Raw genomic sequence first — 17,612 nt, forward strand, 5'->3', positions numbered from 1 at the left:
CGTCTCGAGCGGGGGGATGGGTCCATTTCGTCAATCCGGGCATGACGGGGTATTGAGAATGACGACGAATTTAGCCGAGTTGCCTTTGTCGGACAGCGCCGCACCGACGGGGCTCGACCAGGCATCGAGCCAGGCTTCGAGCCACCTTGGCGCCATCGTGAAGCATTTCCCCAAATGGGCCGAGAAGGCCGAGACACTCACCTCCATTGGTGGTGCGGTACGCGACGAGGTCCATCGCCACGTCGATCCGCGTTACGAGAATCCGCTGGACCGCATGGTGCAATACGCCGTGGGTGCGCCCGGGAAGATGCTGCGCGGGCTGATGCTCGTGGAATCGTGCAGGGCCGTGGGAGGAGATCCGCAGAAGGTCCTGCCGGCGGCAGCGGGAACCGAGTTCGGACACCTGGCCAGCTTGATCCACGACGACGTCATCGATCGCGACGAGACGCGGCGCGGCCGTACCGCCATCTGGCGCAAGTACGGTGTCGACAACGCGATCCTCGTGGGCGATCTGTTCATCTTCTACGCGTACCACTCGCTGGCGCAGTGCCGGAAGACCGTGGGGGCCGAGCGCGTGGTGCGGGTTCTCGAGGTGCTCTCGCAAGCATGCGTGGAGTTGTGTCGCGGCCAGGCGCACGAGGCGCAGCTTGCGGGCGTGTGCTCGGTATCGCGTGAAGAATACATGCACATGGTGCGGGGCAAGACGGGGAGCCTTTTTCGCGTGGCGGCCGAGAGCGGAGCGATCCTCGGGGGCGGCACGGACGAACAGGTGGCCGCGGTGCGCGACTACGCGGAGTGGCTCGGAATCGCCTATCAGATCATCGACGACCTTCTGTCGTACTGCGGAGACGACGCCGTTTTGCTCAAGCCGGCGAAAAGCGACATCAAGAATCGCCGGATCACACTGCCCGTGGTCTATGCGCTCGAAATGGGGTCGACGCGGCAGCAGGACATTCTTCGGAGTGCCTTCGAAGAATACAACGCGGATGCCGAGACGCTCGCGGCCAACTACGGCAAGGTTCGTGAGGTCCTCGAGAGGACGGGTGCGATCACCCGTGCGAAGAGCGTGGCGCTCGATCTGTTGGATCAGGCGCTGCTCCGCATCGGTACATTGCCGCAAAGCGAGGGGCGAACCTGCCTGCAGATGATCGCTCATATGGCCACGCATCGGAGTCGCTGAGCATGCTCGCCATGACCGGGGCAACGATCGACGGAGACAGCGATGTCGACGCGGTCGAAACGGCGATACGACGCGCGACCGACGCACTCTTCCGCGCCCAGCGCAAGGATGGTTCGTGGGTGGACCATCTGTCCTCTTCCGCGGTGGCGACGGCGCCCGCGCTTCTCTCGCTGCACTTGGCCGATCCCGTGCGCCACGCGAAGGCCATCGCCGAAGGATGCGCGTGGCTTCGTGCCACGCAGCACGCCGACGGAAGCTGGGGGGATGCCGTCGTGGACTCGGGCACGCTGAACGCCACCGCGATCACGGTTCCCATCCTCGCGATCCTCGAGCGCGAACGCTCGGTGGATGCCATTTCACGCGGCCTCGCGTTCATCGAGCTCCAAGGCGGTGAGGAGGCCCTTCGCGACCTCGAGCGGTGCTCGATCTTCCCATTGTGTCTGCAGTTCATGGCCATGGCGGGCCTCTATGACGCCGACCGCGTCCACCGCATGCCCTCCGAGCTCATTCTCGTTCCCCAGAGGTTCCGCCGCTGGTTCGCGGTCAGTGCGCCCTGCGTCTATTCCTGGGGCATGATGCAGTCGCGGCAATCTCGCTCGTCGCGGCGGGTCCAATGGCTCCAACGCATCGCCGAGCCGAAGGCGATCCGGTTCCTCGAGCAAACACAAGGCTCCAATGGCGGGTACGAGGAGTCGGCGATCCTCACGGCATGCGTCTACATCGGCCTTCGCAAGGCCGATGTCGGGCACGCGGTGGCCGATCGCTGCCTCGAGTACCTGGTCGAGACGCGGCGGGCGGACGGTTCTTGGCCCATCGACCGCGATCTCGAGCTTTCGGTCACCACGTACATTCTTCGCGGCCTGCATGCGGCGGGCAAAATCCGCGATCCTCGACTCGCGCGCACCGCCGATTGGATCGCATCCGGCCAGCACGATCGACCGTGGGAGGCGACGGGGGCTCCCGCCGGGGGTTGGGCGTGGGCGCGACCTTCGGGGTGGCCCGATGCCGACGACACGGCCTGCGCGACGCTCGCGCTCGAGCGCCTCGGCCGGCCCGAACATCGAGGGGCCGTCGTTCGCGGGTGCGACTGGCTCCTGGCCATGCAAAATAGCGACGGCTCGTGGGGAGGCTTTCTGCGCAACGGTCGCCTGTCGATGGACCAACCTTGCGCGGCATTGACCTCGCACGCCGTCCTGGCGCTGCGCGAGGCGGGCGGATTCGGCCCGCGCGACAAATGCATTCGGAACGCCCTTCGCTATTTCTCGCGCGTCCAACGCCCCGACGGCGCCGTTCCCACGCTCTGGTTCCGCCATTTCACGTGCGGCACGGCATGGGTGCTCAACGCGTATGCCGCGCTCGGCCTCCCGTACGATCCCGTGGCGGTGCGCTGCCGTGCGTGGCTTCTGCGCCATCAAAACTCGGACGGAGGATGGGGAAGTCTGCGCGGTACCGCGAGCACCGTCGAGGAGACCGCGTGGGCCCTCACCGCACTGGCCGCGGGCGGCGTTCCCTCGAGCCACACGCGCCTCGAAGCGGCGGCTCGATGGCTCGTCGAGCACCAAAACGCGGAAGGCACCTGGGAACCGAGCGTCATCTGTCATTACTATTCGCACCTTAGTTACAGCAGCGACCATATTGCGAATGGATTTGCGCTCGAGGCCCTCGGGCGCTTCCATCGCGGGAGGGGTGAAACGTGATGCTCGGGCGCAAGCTGATGGCCCACGTCGAAACGTGGCGACCCTACACGTCGTTCTACTCGGGGCTCCTGGCACTCGCGAGCGCCACCCTGGTGCATCGCGGTTTGCCGGCGCCCGGGAAAGCCGCGTTGATCTTCATCGTGCCCACACTCGGATGGCTCGCCGGCCTTTATGGCTGCGATTATTTCGACCGAGAGCTCGATGCCATTCAAAAGGCACACCGGCCCATTCCGTCGGGGAGAATCTCTCCGAAGGAAGCCTTCGCGTGCATGATGGGCTGCATGTACCTCGGCCTCCTCGGGGCCGCGTACCTCGGTTTCGCGAACGTCGTTCTCTCCGGCGGATGCATGGCCGCGTCCGTGGCCTATGCGCTGATCGCAAAAGGGCGCGCCATCGCGGGCAACATCATGCGCGGCATTCCCGCAGCCTTCACCGTGCTCTTCGGCTTTGCAGCCGTCGATGGCCTAGGCCGCGCAGGGATCGTGGTGCTCGTGTTTTTCCTCCACGACATGACGACGAACCTGGTCGGCGCCATCCGCGACGTGCACGGAGACCGCGAGGGCGGCTGCATCACCGTGCCAGTCCGTTACGGGACCAACGCCGCGGTGCGCATCAGCATCGGGCTGCTCCTCGGCTGGCAGCTCTTCGCCGCGACCTTGCCGCTCTGGGCGCCGATGCGGCTCGATTACTACGTACTCTACGTACCCGCGCTGCTGCTCGCCATCGCCGGCATCGCGACGGTGACGCGCCATCCCGACGATCGCCGGAGTGCGCTTCGGGCCCACGAGTGCTTCGTGCTGGAGCGGATGGTGCTCTCGGGCGCGCTGGTTGCGGGGGGTGCCGGTGCCCCCGCCGCCGCCATGCTCACCGTGCCGCTGGTGGGGATCGCGCACTGGGCACAAGTGAAGCTCCGCGCGCGCCACGAATTTGGAGCCGGCGACACGGCCGTCGCCCCAGCGACCTCCCAGGTCGATGTCGAGGGCTTCATCGAGACCGCCCTCGCCCGCCTCGCCACCGATCCGCGCACCCCGGACATGGTGCGGCGTTGGGATCGCCGCTGCGAGATCGTCTTGAGCGATCGGGAATTTCGCACGCATTTTGAAGCACGCGGCGGCGCAATCCGGCGTTTGGATCCCGACGGGTTCCACGCGAGCTCTTTGACCCCCATCGGGATCCGAGCGACCGCCGCCGTGTTCGAACAAGTGTTCGTCCAGCGCACCCTGTCGATGGTGGGCGCGTACAGCCGGGGTCTCGTTCAACTGGCGTGCTCGCCGCTCGACATGTTGCGACTGAGTCGGCTGTTCAACTTGATCCTGGCCATCACCGAAGCACACGCCCCGGTCACCGCCGTCGCGCCCGCAAAATCGGTCGACGCCCTACCCGACGCCAAGCGCCCGATCGTCGTGGCCGATACCACGCTCCGGGACGGCGAGCAGATGCCCGGCGTGAGCTTCTCCCCGGAGCAAAAAGTCCAACTTGCAGAAATGCTCGAGCGCGTCGGCGTGCCCCTGCTCGAGGTCGGATACCCCGCCGTGTCCGAGGCAGAGCGCGAAGCAATTCGCCGCATCGTCGACGCGCGGAGGAGCGCGTCCATCCAGGTCATCAGCCGGCCCATCGCCCGCGAGATCGACCTCGCGGGTGCATGCGGCGCGGATTCCATCGCCCTGTTCGTGGGCACGTCGGACGTTCACCTTCGTGCAAAGCTCCGGATGTCGCGTGACGAGCTTTGCAGAATGGTCGAAACGGGCGTGCGCCATGCCAAGCGTTACAATGTGCAGGTCGCATTCGCGCCAGAAGACGCAACGCGCACCGATCGAGAATTTCTCCAGAAGATTTGTCAGATTGCCATCGGTGCAGGCGCGGAGGTCATTGGCATTCCCGATACCGTCGGCATCATGACCCCGGCGAACATGCGCAAGCTCGTCGAGGAGCTCGCCGCGGTATTGTCCGTTCCGATCGCCGTGCATTGCCACGATGATTTCGGCCTCGCCACCGCCAATTCCCTGGCGGCGGTGGAGGGCGGCGCATCGGCCGTTCAATGCTCTTTGGGAGGAATTGGCGAGCGCGCCGGGAACGCGCCCCTCGAGGAGGTGGCCTGCGCCCTCGAGTTGCAACTCGGCCGCCCGACGGGGCTGAAGCTCACGGAGCTGAAACCGGCGGCCAATCTTCTTCAAGCCTTCCTGCCCTTCGCGATGGCGCCCAACAAGACCATCGTGGGGCTGAACGCGTTCACCCACGAGAGTGGACTTCATACCGGGGGCATCGTCCGCGATCCGTCGACGTACGAGCCCTTCGATCCCCTGCTCGTCGGAATGAACCGGCGCTTCGTATTTGGCAAGCACTCGGGTCGGGCCGCCATTTCCCACGTGCTCGCCGGGGCAAACCACACCCTCGCCGAGTCGGATCTGGACAAGGTGGTGCTGGCGGTGAAACGCCTGGGCGACGAAGGACGGAGTCTCACCGAACATGAATTGATCCAATGGGTCCGAAACGGGGGCGCGCAGACGGGAGCATGAGCGCGAACGACGAAGACTGCGACGTGGTGATCTGCGGCGGCGGCGTGGGCGGGCTTGCCCTGGCCGTCGCGCTGGGACGCCTCGGCTACCGCGTTATCGTGCTCGAGCGGCGGCGAACCGAAACGCGCGTGCACCGGGGCGAGTTCTTACAGCCGCATACGATCCAGATTTTTCACGAGTGGGACACGCTGCCGCTTCTCATGGAGCGCGGCGCCCTCCCCATCCGCGGCATGGACAATCTGGACGCGAACGGAACATGGCTCGGTACGTTGAATTACGAGCTTCTTCCGCCCCCCTTCAACCATGGGCTCGTGCACGACTATCACGAGATCAAACGGGTTCTATTCGACACCGCAAAGCGAGCGACGGACATTCGACTGGGTGCCCAAGCGACCGAGCTTCTGCGCGATGGCTGCGGCCGCACCACCGGGGTTCGTATCGCGATCGATGGATCAGAGCACACGGTCCGCGCGCGCCTGGTGGTGGCGGCCGACGGAATGGCATCCCGGATCCGAGAGGCCGCGGGAATGGCCGGGACGCCCATCGCCTATGGCCACCAGTTGATGGCCCTCGATCTGGAAAACGTCACCTCGCTCGAACCGCGCAATCTCGGTTTCGTGACCGACGACGGAGTCCGCGTTCTGTACCCCATGCCAGGGAATCGCGCGCGCCTCTACGTTCAGATCCGCCAGGGGGAGTTCAAATCGATTCGAGAAATGGGCATGGCGCGCTGGAAGGATCGGCTCCTCGGGGTGGCGCCGGGATTGCGCATCGTGGGGGATCATTTTCCGCGCGATTTGAAGCACGCTCAAGTCCTCGGCGCATGGCGTTTCTGCGCACCGACGTGGGTCGTACCCGGCCTCGCGTTGCTTGGCGACGCCGCCCATTGCGTTCATCCCATTGCGGGTCAAGGTATGAACACGGCCATCGCCGATGCGTTCGAGCTGTCCCGGGCACTCGCCCGGTACGCCGCGGGAACCATGCCATCCCGCGACGCCGTGGATCGCGCGCTCGAAGCGTACGACACCATCCGGCGGCCTCGGTTCATGCATACGGCGAGACTCTGCCACTACATGTCCGTGTATTGCACGTCGCAATCCTCGATTTTGCGGAGGGCCGTCCAATACATCGCCCGCTCGAACCGCGAGAATCGAAGGCTCCAATACATCGTTGCCTACAACGTATCGGGGTTGGGCGTGCGGCGATTCACCTGGAGGGACCGGCTTTATCAATTTGGGCTTCGCTCGGACCCGAACGCACGAGACATCGGGCTGGGGTGAGTCATGGCGAAACGTGAGAGGAAGCAATCATGGCGATGACGACGATTCAATCGGACGGCTACGACAGCGTCCAGGAGATGGTAGAGACGTATCCTTTGTGGAAGCGGTTCGTGCTGGGCGTGCGCACGCTCCGCGTGATCGCGGACGATCCGCATGATTCGAATTCCGTGCAGCTCTTTTCGATGTGCGTCAACGCCAACGGATACAGCGATTTGTCCCGGCGCTTCGAAGAGAGCGAAGGTGGCCGGCGATTGCTTCGTGAGCGGCCCGTGCTCGACGGGACGACCATGGATTTCGATGCCCTCGCCGCCTTGCCCGAGGGGACACTGGGGCACCAGCTCGCCCATGTCTTCAGGTCGCAAAATCTGAAAACCTTCATGATGCCGAAACAGGTTCGGACGAAGGTCGAATTCGTTGCGCAACGCATGCTTCAAACCCACGACATCTGGCATGTCGTGGCCGATTACCGCATGGATCTCATCGGGGAGCTCGAATTGCAGGGCTTCCTCTTGGGCCAGCACCCCCTTTTGGGGCATTTGATGGCCAGCGTCCTCGGCGTGCCGTACGTGGTGTTCGTCGGCGCTCGCCGGCCGTTCGATCCGCCGGTGGCGGGCGCGCCGGCGCGATTGGGCATGCGGGAGGTCTACAACCGATGGACAGCAGCCTACGCCCGTGGAAAGGCCGCACGGTTCGGGATGGCGCTGCCGTGGGAAGATTATTGGAGCACGCCATTGGAAGCCATCCGTGAGGAGCTCGGGCTGACGAAGAAGCCCGCAAGAGCCCCCGCGGTGGCATGAACGTGGCCATGGCAAAGGACCATGCGGTGGTGCTGGGCGGCGGTCTCGCCGGGCTTTTGGCGGCACGGGTATTGGCGCGGCATTTCGAACGCGTCACGATCCTCGAACGGGATGACCTCCCCGAAGGCGCCTGCTCCCGGCGCGGGGTGCCGCAAGCGCGGCATATCCACGGTTTGCTCGTGCGCGGCTTTCGTATTCTGGAATGGCTCTTTCCCGATCTCGCCGGGGAGCTTACCCGGGCGGGTGCGCACACCATCGACGTGATGAATGACATTCTCCGTCTGGGCCCCGGCGGCTGGTGCCCGCGCGCCCCCTCGAACTACCGCACCGTGGCGTGCAGTCGCGATCTTCTCGAATGGGGCATCCGCCGGCAGGTACTCCGCGATGCGCGCGTGCGCGTGGTCGAGGGCTTCGACGCTTCGGGGCTCCTCGTGCATCCGCGCACGGGGCACGTCTGCGGCGTGCGCAATCGTCGGCGCGGAGAGCGCGATGTGTTCGCGGACTGGGTGGTCGACGCCACCGGCCGGCAATCCCAGACGCCCGCATGGCTCGAAGAGCTCGGCTATGCGCGCGTCGAGGAGACCACGGTCGACTCGTTTGCCGGCTACGCGAGCCGTTGTTACGAGGCACCCAGCGTCCCGCGGAATTGGAAATCGCTGGTCATCGGAAGTCGCCCTCCCGATCTCCCGCGCGCCGGCGCCCTTCAGCCGCTCGAGAAAAACCGGTGGATGGTCACCCTCGCCGGCGCGGCGCACGACTACCCGCCTACGTCGGAGGAAGGCTTTCTGGCATTCGCGCGCTCGCTCGCCGACCCTCTGCTTTACGATGTTCTCCGGCAAGCCAGGGCGGTGTCCCGCATTTACGGCTACCAACGAAATGAAAGCCGGGTCCGCCATTACGAACGCCTGGGACGAATGCCATCGCGGTTCGTCGTGCTCGGAGATGCCGTTTGCGCGTTGAATCCGGTCTATGGCCAGGGCATGACCCTCGCGGCGATGGGTGCGCAGCTTCTCGATCGATGCCTCGCCGCGGCGCCATCGAGCACTCGGTTTCAAAGAAGGCTCGCACGCGCCAACCGCATTCCGTGGACGATGGCCACGGCCGAAGACTACCGCTACCCCGGTACGAAGGGCCCACCACGTGCGGTGTGGACGAAAGCCGCCCACGCGTGGATGGATCGAATTCTGTTCGCCGCCGCGAAACGAGAGAACGTTCACGCGCAACTGGTGCGGGTCGGTCACTTGCTCGAAGATCCGATTTCGCTCCTTCGACCCGATATCGCGTTTTCCGCGTGGCGTGCCCATCGGTCGATACGTTCCGAGGGCGACGCGCGCATTGCACCGACGGCGTATTACACGGCGTACGTATGGCACCGACTCGGCATGCCGCACGCGAAGCTCTTTGCAACGGCCCGCGGGGCCGCGCTTTTCTGGGGGTTTCGCCTGGCCGGCGAGTGGCTCTCGCTTCTTTCTTCGCGCGTGCCTTCGACGGTGCAATACCTGGCCATGCGGCACCTCGCCATCGAGCACGAGCTGGAGCGCATGGCACCGGATCGGGTGGTGGAAATCGGTGCAGGGCTATCCCGGCGGGGAATCACGTGGGCCCCCGAAAAGGGGATTCGCTACATCGAAGTCGATTTGCCAAATATCGTCAAAGCCAAACATGCGCGGCTCGCCGCGGCTCCCCGCGCGCTGCGAGATCGGCTCGACGGGCGATGGTCCCTTCTCTCGTTCGACATTCTCGATGCGCGCTTTGGCGACTGGCTCGCCGCGCAGCTCGAGGGGGCACGGCGCCCCGTCGTCGTCGCCGAAGGGGTGCTCGTCTATTTCGATATGGCCGAGCGCGCTCGCATCGTGGCCTCGGTTCGAAAAGGGCTTGCCGCTTCGGGCGGCGGAGCGTTTCTTTGCGACATGCGCACGGTGGAAGAAGCTGGGAACATGGCCTTGGCGGTGAACGTCCTTCGAGGCGTGATTCGCCTTGCGACCCGCGGACGCGGAACGCGCGCCGACTTTCCCCGCATCGACGACGTGCGCAGCTTTTTCGCACGAGCTGGCTTCGCTTCCGCGGAGCCGGTGGATCGCAAGGTATTGCCCTCGAACCTTGCCAAGTTATCTTCGCCCGTCCGAGTATGGGCGGTCCAATCCTCGGAGAGAACACTATGAAACGCATTGGAATCGATGCCATCGCGCTCGCCGTTCCGGAAGGCTACGTGGAGCTTGCCGATCTCGCGCATGCGCGCAGCGTTAGCCCGGGCAAGTTCGTCGACGGGCTCGGTGTGGAGCGCATGGCGGTGGCCCGCGCACACGAAGATCCGGTCGCCCTTGGCGCCAATGCCGCGCGCCGCCTTTTCGCCATGTCGGGGGCCGATACGTCGCGCATCGGGCTTTGCGTGGTGGGCACCGAAACCGCCGTCGATCATTCGAAGCCCATCGCGGCCTACCTGCATGGCCTGTTGGCCCTCCCCACGGCATGCCGCGTGTTCGAGGCCAAACATGCGTGCTTCGGCGGGACGGCGGGCCTGCTGAACGCGGTGGATTGGATTGCCTCCGGCTCGGCGCGCGGCCGGCAAGCGCTGGTCGTCTGCACCGACGTCGCACGCTACGCCATCGGCAGCGCCGGCGAGCCCACCCAAGGTGCGGGCGCCGTGGCCTTGCTCGTCTCGGAGAACCCGCGTCTCGTGGAGCTCGAAGTCGGTGTGACCGGCTCGTACGCGCGGGACGTCCACGACTTCTGGCGGCCGCTCCATTCGAAAGAGGCGGTCGTCGACGGGCACTATTCCGTGCAGTGCTACCTCGATGCGCTGACCGGCGCCTACGAGGCGTGGCGCCATGCATGCGGCACGGACTACAGCGAGCCCATCGCGCGCCGCTGCTACCATGTGCCCTACGGCAAGATGGCCAAAAAGGCGCATCGCCACGTCATGGCGCTCGAGGGCAAGGGCGAGGCGGAGGCCGACGCATCCTACGTCGAGGAGGTGGGGACGTCGCTCCGATTGCCCGCGCAGATCGGCAACGTTTACACGGGCTCGCTTTACTTGGCACTCGCATCGCTGCTCGAGGCGGAGGCATCCCGCATCGAGGGAAAGCGCGTTGCACTTTTCAGCTACGGCTCGGGCTGCACGGCCGAATTTTTCGCGGGGCGCGTGGCCTCCGGTGCCGGGGCATTCTCCCGCGCACTACGACTCGCCGAACCGCTCGAAGGCCGCCGCCGTTACACCATCCCGGAATACGAAGCCATTCGCCGGGCCGACGCGGATGCCGATCGCCGCCCGATCGAGAGCGCGAACTTCGGGGCGGGAACCGTCGCCTTTCTCGGTGTGGAAGGCGAGCGTCGCGTCTACACGGGCTACACGGAGTAAGCGTCACGAAGGCTGGTGGGCCTTCGACGTGCGGGCGCGGTGGGCGATTTCTTCGCTGACCGTGGAAAAGTCCTCCGCCGCCCGCTCCTTTTCACCGCGCAGGTAGGCGCGCAGGCCCTCGGCGGCCACGATGGCCAAGCTCGCGTTGATGCCCCGCTCAGCGAGGTCGACCTGCACGTCGCGGTTCTTGAGAAGCTGGTCGAGCTCGTCGAAGAGATCTTCCAGTTCTTTCTGCTCCCTCGTTCCCATACGTTGGCCATACGCCCGCCGCGCAGCCGCTGCAAGCCGATCGACCCCAGCTTGTCGTATGCTGCGGCGGGCAATGGACCTACGGATCCGCTCCCTCGATCACCTGGACGCGCGCGCCATCACCTTGCCGCATGGCACGGAGGTGGTGACACGCGTCGATCGCGTGGTGCCCACCACCGAGCGGCGCATTCCGCAAGGCACCATCGGCCGCGTCTCACACACGAGCGGCGACGACGTCGACGTGACCATCGTGGGCATCGGCGTGGTGCGCTACGCGCGCTCGGAGCTTTCGCCGCGACGCGTGGGGCAGGCGCTGTTTGCCCAGCGGCGGGCGCACGCCTGGGAGGCCCTCGAGCCGTGCATCGTGCTCGATGCGACGGTGGGATCGCGGGCTTGGGGCCTCGCGGACGAGACCTCGGACGAGGACCATCGCGGCGTCTTCGCGCTGCCGTTTTCGTGGACGCTCGGTCTGGTCGCCCCGCCGGAAGACCTGGTGAGCGCCGACGGAAGTGCGACGTACTGGGCCGCGGGCAAAGCGCTCCGGCAAGCGCTCCGAGCCGATCCGAACACGCTGGAAATGCTCTTCTTGCCCAACGCGCGTGCCGTCGATCCCATCGGCGAATGGCTGCTCGAGGCGCGCGAAGCCTTCGTGTCGGTGGAGATTTACGGGACCTTCGGCCGCTACGCGCTCGGTCAACTGCGCAGGCTCGAACAAGGTTTGCGCCTGGCCGAGCATCGCGGTGCCGTTCTCGATTGGCTGCGCGCCGATCCCGAGCTGACCTTGGACGCCGTGGCGGCGAAGCTCGCGGCCATCTCGACGCGGGCGGCGCCCACGGAGGCCGATCGAATTCACCAGGCCAAGGAGTACGTCAAACAGCTTTATCGGTCGCTGTTCGATCAAGGGCTGCTCGAGGCCAACGAGTTTACGAGCCTGGTCCGATTCGCGCGGGAGGAATCGATCCACCTGGATTTGCCGCGCGAATTGCGTCCGAAGAACGCGTACAATCTGCTACGTTTGCTGGCGACGGCAACGCGCTGGCTGCGTGAAGGACAACCCGTTTTCGAAATGGAGGGCGCACTTCGGGAGCGGCTATTGGCGATCAAGCGAGGACTCGTCCCGCTCCAAGAGGTACTCGCCGAGGCCGATGCGATGACCCCTGATTTGGAATTGGCCAAACGAGAGTCGAAATTGCCGAAGCGCCCGGACATTGCTCGGGCAGATTCGGTCTTACGCCGCATCGGCGAGGAGCTCGCGCGCCGATGGGTGCACCAACAGGATGGGCCGTTCGGCCGCCACGCGCCGACGGCACCGGAGGTCGTATGGAACGAATAGCGGTTTCCCAAGACGTGCTTGCAGCTCTCGATGAAGCGCAACGGCGCGTGATGACGAACGTGCTCGCCGAAGAGGAGTCGCGGCGCGAGCACGTGGTCGTCCTTTTGAGCGGAGCCCACGCCTATGGCTTCCCCTCGCCCGACAGCGATCTCGATTTGAAGGCCATTCACGTCGCCCGCACCGAGGATCTTCTCGGACTGGAGGCACCGCCGCCGACGGTCGATCGCGCCGAATTCATCGACGGTGTGGAAATCGATTACACGTCGAACGAGCTGGCGCATGCCTTGTTCGGGATTCTCGCCGGCAATGGCAACTTCATCGAACGCGTGCTCGGCCGGATGATTGCGCACGAGTCGCCTTTGTTGGCCCAATTGCGCCCCATCGTGCGCGGCGCACTGAGTCGCCGCGTGCACCGCCATTACCGCGGATTCGCGCTCAACCAAAGGCGCTTTCTGGAAAAGGAGCCGACGACGAAGAAGCTGCTCTACGTCCTTCGCACGACGCTCACGGGCATTCATCTCCTCGCCACCGGCGAGCTCGATGCGGACCTCACGCGGCTGATGGCTCGCTACGATCTTTCCGAGGCTCAGGCCTTGGTCGAGCACAAACGTTCCGGCGAGCGCGTCGGCGTCGACATGGCGCTGCTCGATGCGTGGCAACCGCGCATCGACACCTTGTTCCAGAAGCTGGATACCGTGCGCGACACCAGCCCACTTCCGGAGGAGCCCTCCAATACGGAAGAGATTCGCTCGTGGCTGCTGCGCGTACGCAAGGAGCAGTTTTCGGGATAGCTTGAGTCGATGGGCTATCAATGCGCCGTGTGCCGCTCCATTCACGCCGAACTGCCCGACATTGGAGCCGAAAAGCCCGACTCCTGGTGGGACGTTCCCGAAGAGCAACGTGAGCGCCGGGTACAATTGACGTCCGACACCTGCATCATCGACAACGAGCACTTCTTCATACGCGGCGTCATTGAAATTCCGCTTCACCATGAGCCGGGACGCTTCGGATTCGGCGTGTGGGTCTCGCAGAAGAGGGAAAACTTCGAAAAGTATTTACAGAACTTCGATTCGGATGAAATCGGCCCGTTCTTCGGATGGCTGTGCACGAGCATTGCCTATTACCCCGGCGGCACGCTGCACTTGAAAACGATGGCGCACTTTCGCGGCAAGGGATTGCGGCCGCGGATCGTGATCGAGCCGACCGAGCACCCCCTTTCCGTGCACCAACGCTTCGGCCTCGGCGTCGAGACGGCCTGGGACATCGTTCATCATTACGCGCCACCGAACTAGCGGCTATCCTGCGAACCGGGCTTCCCCTTTTCGTTCCGCCGGGCGCGACAGAACGAGCAGTGGGTGTCTCGGACAGGCACAAGGTTGTCCGGGACAGGAGGACGCGGCTCGAATTGGCGTATTTTTTCGATGGCAGAGGGTTGGCCTCGGATTGGCAATGCCCCGGTCAGGCCTTGGGCGCGTGCTGCTCCGGACAGCTCGCTCGCAAGGTCGCAGATCAGGATGATGGGTTGCCACAAGGTTTGAGTGGGAGGCAACAGCCCTCCGCGTGCCCCCGAAGGCAGGGAACCAACGCCCAACGGCGTCCAGCTAGGGGGAACAACACGTGGGCGGTGACGGGAGGTGCAGCGGGCGCCGACCGGTGGCGGAATTCCTAGTTGGGGAAGCTGCAACAACTGCTCGCATCCACCGGACTTTTTCCTACCCTCATTTTTATCTGGCAGAGAGAAAGCCAGAAGAAGCACGTGTGAGGTTGCGCGGAACGCGCGATCACGCCCCCGTTTGTCCGTCCTCCGCCGTCCTGCGCGTGGGAACTCCGGTCGCGCTTCACCGCGAAAACCAGGGGGGGCCCTAGGGAACGGCCGTCGGGGACGGCCTAGGGCGCCGGCATCGCCGGGATGGTCCCGCTGCGACGGCTCGCATGCAAACGAGGCGCGAGTCCGCCACGGTCCAGCGACTTTTGCGTAAAGTGGGCCGCGGCGATCTTTTCGGTCGTCGACTGTCACTAAAGGGAGGGCCCCTGCGTTGGTCCGGTGAAAGAGAGGTCGTCCCATGGTCATGTCGACAGCCGGTAGCAGCCTGACGCTCACGGGAATTCGCGTGGAAGCGGATGCATGCGGCGGTTTGGCCCGCGTGAAGCTGGAGCAGCACTTTTGCAATCCCCACAGCGAGCCGCTGTCGGTGACGTATTCGTTCCCCCTACCCTGGGACGCGGCGGTGTCGGCCTTTGCTTTTCGCATCGGAGAGCGCCGCATCATCGGCGAAATCGATCGCCGCAGCGCCGCGCGCGAGCGGTTCGAGGCGGCCATCCTCGAGGGAAAAACGGCCGCGCGCATCGACGAGGAACGCTCGAGTCTTTTCACGCAGCACCTTGGGAACATCCCGCCGGGCGCCGAGGTCATCGCCGAGCTGACCATCGATCAGCGCCTCGTGTGGAACGACGAGGGCGCGTGGGAATGGCGATTTCCCTTGGCGGTGGCGCCACGCTACCTCGGCGCCGAAGGGCGCGTGGCCGATGCCTCGGCGATCGTGCAAGCGATGACCGAATCGCAACCGGTCGGCGCGGCGCTGTCGCTGCGCATCCGCGATGCGCTCGACGATAGAAAGCCGGAATCGCCTTCGCATCCCATTCAACGCGACGACGACGGCCACGTCACACTCGCCCACGCGTCGCTCGATCGAGACGTGGTCGTTCGATGGCCGGTCGCCGCGCCCGACGTGGGGTGCACGCTGGACATCACTCGGGCGCCTGGGCACGAAAACGCATTCGGGCTGCTGACCTTGGTGCCGCCGAAGGTACCGGGGCACCGCGAGCTTCCACGCGATCTCATCGTGTTGCTCGACACCAGCGGTTCGATGTCGGGTGCGCCGTTGGAACAGGCGAAGCGCATGACGGCGGCGTTGGTGCAGACGCTCTCGGAGCGCGATCGGCTGGAGATGATCGAGTTTTCCCAAGAGCCGCGCCGATGGCAGGAAGGCGCCGTCGCGGTCACGAGCGATGCGCGGCGCGGCGCCCTGGAATGGATCTCGCGCCTCCGCGCATCGGGAGGAACGGAGATGCACGCGGGCATTCGCGAGGCCCTGCGGCCGCTTCGCTCGGAGAGCCAACGGCAGGTCGTCCTCGTCACCGATGGCCTGATCGGGTTCGAGACCGAGATCGTGCGAGAGATTCTCGCGTGCCTTCCCGGCGGGGCGCGCGTGCACACGGTCGGCGTCGGCTCCGCGGTCAATCGGTCGCTCACCGGGCCCGCAGCGCGCGCTGGGCGCGGGGCCGAACTGATCCTCGGTCTCGATGAAGACCCCGAGCGCGCGGCCCAACGCCTCGTGGCCCGCACGGCGATGCCCATCGTGGTCGACGTCGAAGTCGCCGGGACCGCACTCGTGCAGTGCGCCACCGAGAAAATTCCGGACTTGCTTGCGAGCTCCCCCGTGCTGTCCAGCCTGCGTTTGTCCGCCGAAGGAGGCAGCCTTCGCGTGTGTGGCCGCACCACCGCGGGCATCTGGGAGAAGCACCTGGAGGTTCCGCCTGCCCATGCGCCGGACAACCCGGCCATCGTCGCGCTCTTCGGTCGCGAGCTGGTCGAAGATCTGGAAATGCGCGCGGCCGCGGCGGCCGTCGATGCGGAATCGTCCAACGATGCCATCGAGCGGACGGGCCTTCAATTTGGAATTGCGACGCGCATGACCTCGTGGGTCGCCATCTCCGAAGAGAAGACCGTCGATCCCCGGGCACCGATGCGCCGCGAACGTATTCCGCACCACGTGCCGTACGGCATGTCCGTGGAGGGCCTCGGATTGCGCGCCCCTGCGATGGCGGCGAGGTTCCTCGCGGCCGGCCCCGTGGTGCAGCGCCGGGGCCGCTTGGAGGACCCAGCGGGGCCGGCGAGTCGCTCCGCACCGAGGCCAGTCTCCTGGTTCGATCGACTCTTCGGGCGCAAGACCCCGGCATCCGTGCGGGAGCGTACCCTGCGGGGTACACGGGTCACGCGCGTGAAGGATCTTCTCGTGGTCGAAGTCCTCGTCGAAGGCGATGCCCTCGAGTGGGAGCTTCCGAAAGAGGTCGTGCTGTTCTTCCCGCGCAACTCCGGTGAGCCCGCACACGCGAAATGCGACCCTCGATTCACGACCACAGCCGCACTTCTACAGCCCGGCGTATCGTTTCGCGTAGCCATCGCCATCGACACCGCGGAAACACGGAGCCCCGTGCGGATCGCGCTTCGCATGAACAACCAGAACGTGGGCATCACGCTCGAATCCACATGAACGATCTCGATATCCATGCATCGGCCATTCGAGCGGGCAATTCCGATGCCTTCGGACATTGGCTCGCCGGCGCCGAGCGGCCGGTGCGCGAAAGCCTTCGCTCGTTCGCGGCGCATCTGGATACGGAGGCCATCGTCCAGGAAGCCTTCTTGCGCGTTTGGCAGGTCGCCCCGCGGTTCGAGCCCGACGGGATGCCCAATGGCCTGCTTCGGCTGGCCGTTCGCATCGCACGCAACCTCGCCATCAGCGAGCGGCGGCGCCTTCGCGGGGATCACGACGCGCACATCGACGATGTCCCCGCGCCCACGCCGGCCACGCACGATCCGATGCTGCGGCGCCTCATCGAGGATTGCCATCGCGACCTTCCGGAAAAGCCCGCCCTCGCATTGCGTGCACGCCTCGAACACGGCGGCACGGAAGGCGATGATGCGCTGGCGCGGCGTCTGTCGATGCAGAAGAACACCTTTCTCCAAAACTTCACGCGCGCTCGAAAGCTCTTGGCCCAATGCCTCGAGCGGCGTGGCGTTCGCCTGGCGGAGTTGGCATGAGCACCCCCGAGATCGAGTTGCTCATCGAGGCCGTGACCGCAGCCCACCGCGCGCGCGATCGCGATGGCACGTTGCAATTTCACCCAGCCTGGTACGACCTCGACGAAGCCGATCGACGCGAGGCTTTTCAACGCACCACCGAACTGCGCGCGCTCGAAGCGCATCTCGATCCTGGAGGGCTCTCCAGCACCGCGAAGGCGGTCCTCGCACGCATTCGGTGAGGTGGGCATGAGCACGTCCGTGGCCGCGAGCATGGCCAGTCAGGAAAGGCGGCTTCGGTGCGAAGGATGGCGCCTTCGGCCTCAATTGAAGCGGGCGCGGGCTCGTAACTTGGGAAATTCTTGCGAGTGCCGCACAATGCCCGCGCCTGCCTCACGTTG

Annotated in this window: 14 protein-coding genes; 13 read left to right on the top strand and 1 reads right to left on the bottom strand. The window is 65.4% G+C overall.

All coding sequences use genetic code 11. The features are described 5' to 3' along the window. Nucleotides 1-58: 58 nt before the first annotated feature. The 7 genes from LVJ94_29315 to LVJ94_29345 are packed head-to-tail and all read left to right on the top strand — an operon-like array spanning nucleotide 59 to nucleotide 10,828. Nucleotides 59-1,180 (top strand): polyprenyl synthetase family protein, encoded by a 1,122-nt coding sequence (locus LVJ94_29315; protein ID WXB01007.1) that lies wholly within the window; start codon nucleotides 59-61, stop codon nucleotides 1,178-1,180. An 11-nt stretch (nucleotides 1,181-1,191) separates the two neighbouring features. After that, the gene (locus LVJ94_29320; GenBank protein ID WXB01008.1) at nucleotides 1,192-2,877 is read left to right on the top strand and encodes a hypothetical protein; all 1,686 of its coding nucleotides are present in this window, start codon (nucleotides 1,192-1,194) and stop codon (nucleotides 2,875-2,877) included. Next, entirely contained in the window at nucleotides 2,877-5,393 is a 2,517-nt protein-coding gene (locus LVJ94_29325) for a UbiA family prenyltransferase (GenBank protein ID WXB10760.1), read from the top strand. Before LVJ94_29320 ends, LVJ94_29325 begins: the two co-directional genes overlap by 1 nt. Then, entirely contained in the window at nucleotides 5,390-6,673 is a 1,284-nt protein-coding gene (locus tag LVJ94_29330) for an FAD-dependent monooxygenase (protein ID WXB01009.1), read from the top strand. The genes LVJ94_29325 and LVJ94_29330 overlap by 4 nt, the downstream gene beginning before the upstream one ends. 29 nt (nucleotides 6,674-6,702) lie before the next feature. After that, nucleotides 6,703-7,470: a ubiquinone biosynthesis protein COQ4 gene (locus LVJ94_29335; GenBank protein WXB01010.1), complete on the top strand. Its 768-nt coding sequence runs from the start codon at nucleotides 6,703-6,705 to the stop codon at nucleotides 7,468-7,470. Nucleotides 7,471-7,478: 8 nt separating this feature from the next. After that, on the top strand, nucleotides 7,479-9,632 hold the full coding sequence (locus LVJ94_29340; GenBank protein ID WXB01011.1) for an FAD-dependent oxidoreductase: 2,154 nt from the start codon (nucleotides 7,479-7,481) through the stop codon (nucleotides 9,630-9,632). Beyond that, entirely contained in the window at nucleotides 9,629-10,828 is a 1,200-nt protein-coding gene (locus tag LVJ94_29345; protein WXB01012.1) for a hydroxymethylglutaryl-CoA synthase, read from the top strand. Before LVJ94_29340 ends, LVJ94_29345 begins: the two co-directional genes overlap by 4 nt. Nucleotides 10,829-10,831: 3 nt before the next feature. Here LVJ94_29345 and LVJ94_29350 read toward each other — a convergent pair whose 3' ends face one another. Continuing rightward, nucleotides 10,832-11,077, bottom strand: a complete 246-nt coding sequence (locus LVJ94_29350) for a hypothetical protein (GenBank protein WXB01013.1) — start codon at nucleotides 11,075-11,077, stop codon at nucleotides 10,832-10,834. A 73-nt stretch (nucleotides 11,078-11,150) separates the two neighbouring features. Between LVJ94_29350 and LVJ94_29355 the strand changes: the two genes are divergently transcribed. The 6 genes from LVJ94_29355 (at nucleotide 11,151) to LVJ94_29380 (ending at nucleotide 17,453) form a co-directional block, all read left to right on the top strand. Next, nucleotides 11,151-12,410: a nucleotidyltransferase domain-containing protein gene (locus LVJ94_29355; protein WXB01014.1), complete on the top strand. Its 1,260-nt coding sequence runs from the start codon at nucleotides 11,151-11,153 to the stop codon at nucleotides 12,408-12,410. Next, a complete protein-coding gene (locus LVJ94_29360) occupies nucleotides 12,398-13,201 on the top strand; it encodes a nucleotidyltransferase domain-containing protein (protein WXB01015.1) in 804 nt (267 codons plus the stop codon). Before LVJ94_29355 ends, LVJ94_29360 begins: the two co-directional genes overlap by 13 nt. Nucleotides 13,202-13,210: 9 nt before the next feature. Continuing rightward, complete coding sequence (locus LVJ94_29365) at nucleotides 13,211-13,702, top strand: DUF2199 domain-containing protein (GenBank protein WXB01016.1); 492 nt, start codon at nucleotides 13,211-13,213, stop codon at nucleotides 13,700-13,702. Between the two features lie 771 nt (nucleotides 13,703-14,473). Beyond that, complete coding sequence (locus tag LVJ94_29370) at nucleotides 14,474-16,684, top strand: VWA domain-containing protein (protein WXB01017.1); 2,211 nt, start codon at nucleotides 14,474-14,476, stop codon at nucleotides 16,682-16,684. Then, nucleotides 16,681-17,232 (top strand): sigma-70 family RNA polymerase sigma factor, encoded by a 552-nt coding sequence (locus LVJ94_29375; protein WXB01018.1) that lies wholly within the window; start codon nucleotides 16,681-16,683, stop codon nucleotides 17,230-17,232. The genes LVJ94_29370 and LVJ94_29375 overlap by 4 nt, the downstream gene beginning before the upstream one ends. Continuing rightward, nucleotides 17,229-17,453 carry a hypothetical protein gene (locus LVJ94_29380; GenBank protein ID WXB01019.1) on the top strand — a complete coding sequence of 75 codons (225 nt, stop codon included), beginning with the start codon at nucleotides 17,229-17,231 and terminating at the stop codon, nucleotides 17,451-17,453. The genes LVJ94_29375 and LVJ94_29380 overlap by 4 nt, the downstream gene beginning before the upstream one ends. The last annotated feature ends 159 nt before the right edge of the window (nucleotides 17,454-17,612 follow it).

The sequence above is a fragment of the Sorangiineae bacterium MSr11367 genome (genome assembly GCA_037157805.1).
Classification (GTDB): domain Bacteria; phylum Myxococcota_A; class Polyangia; order Polyangiales; family Polyangiaceae; genus Pendulispora; species Pendulispora rubella.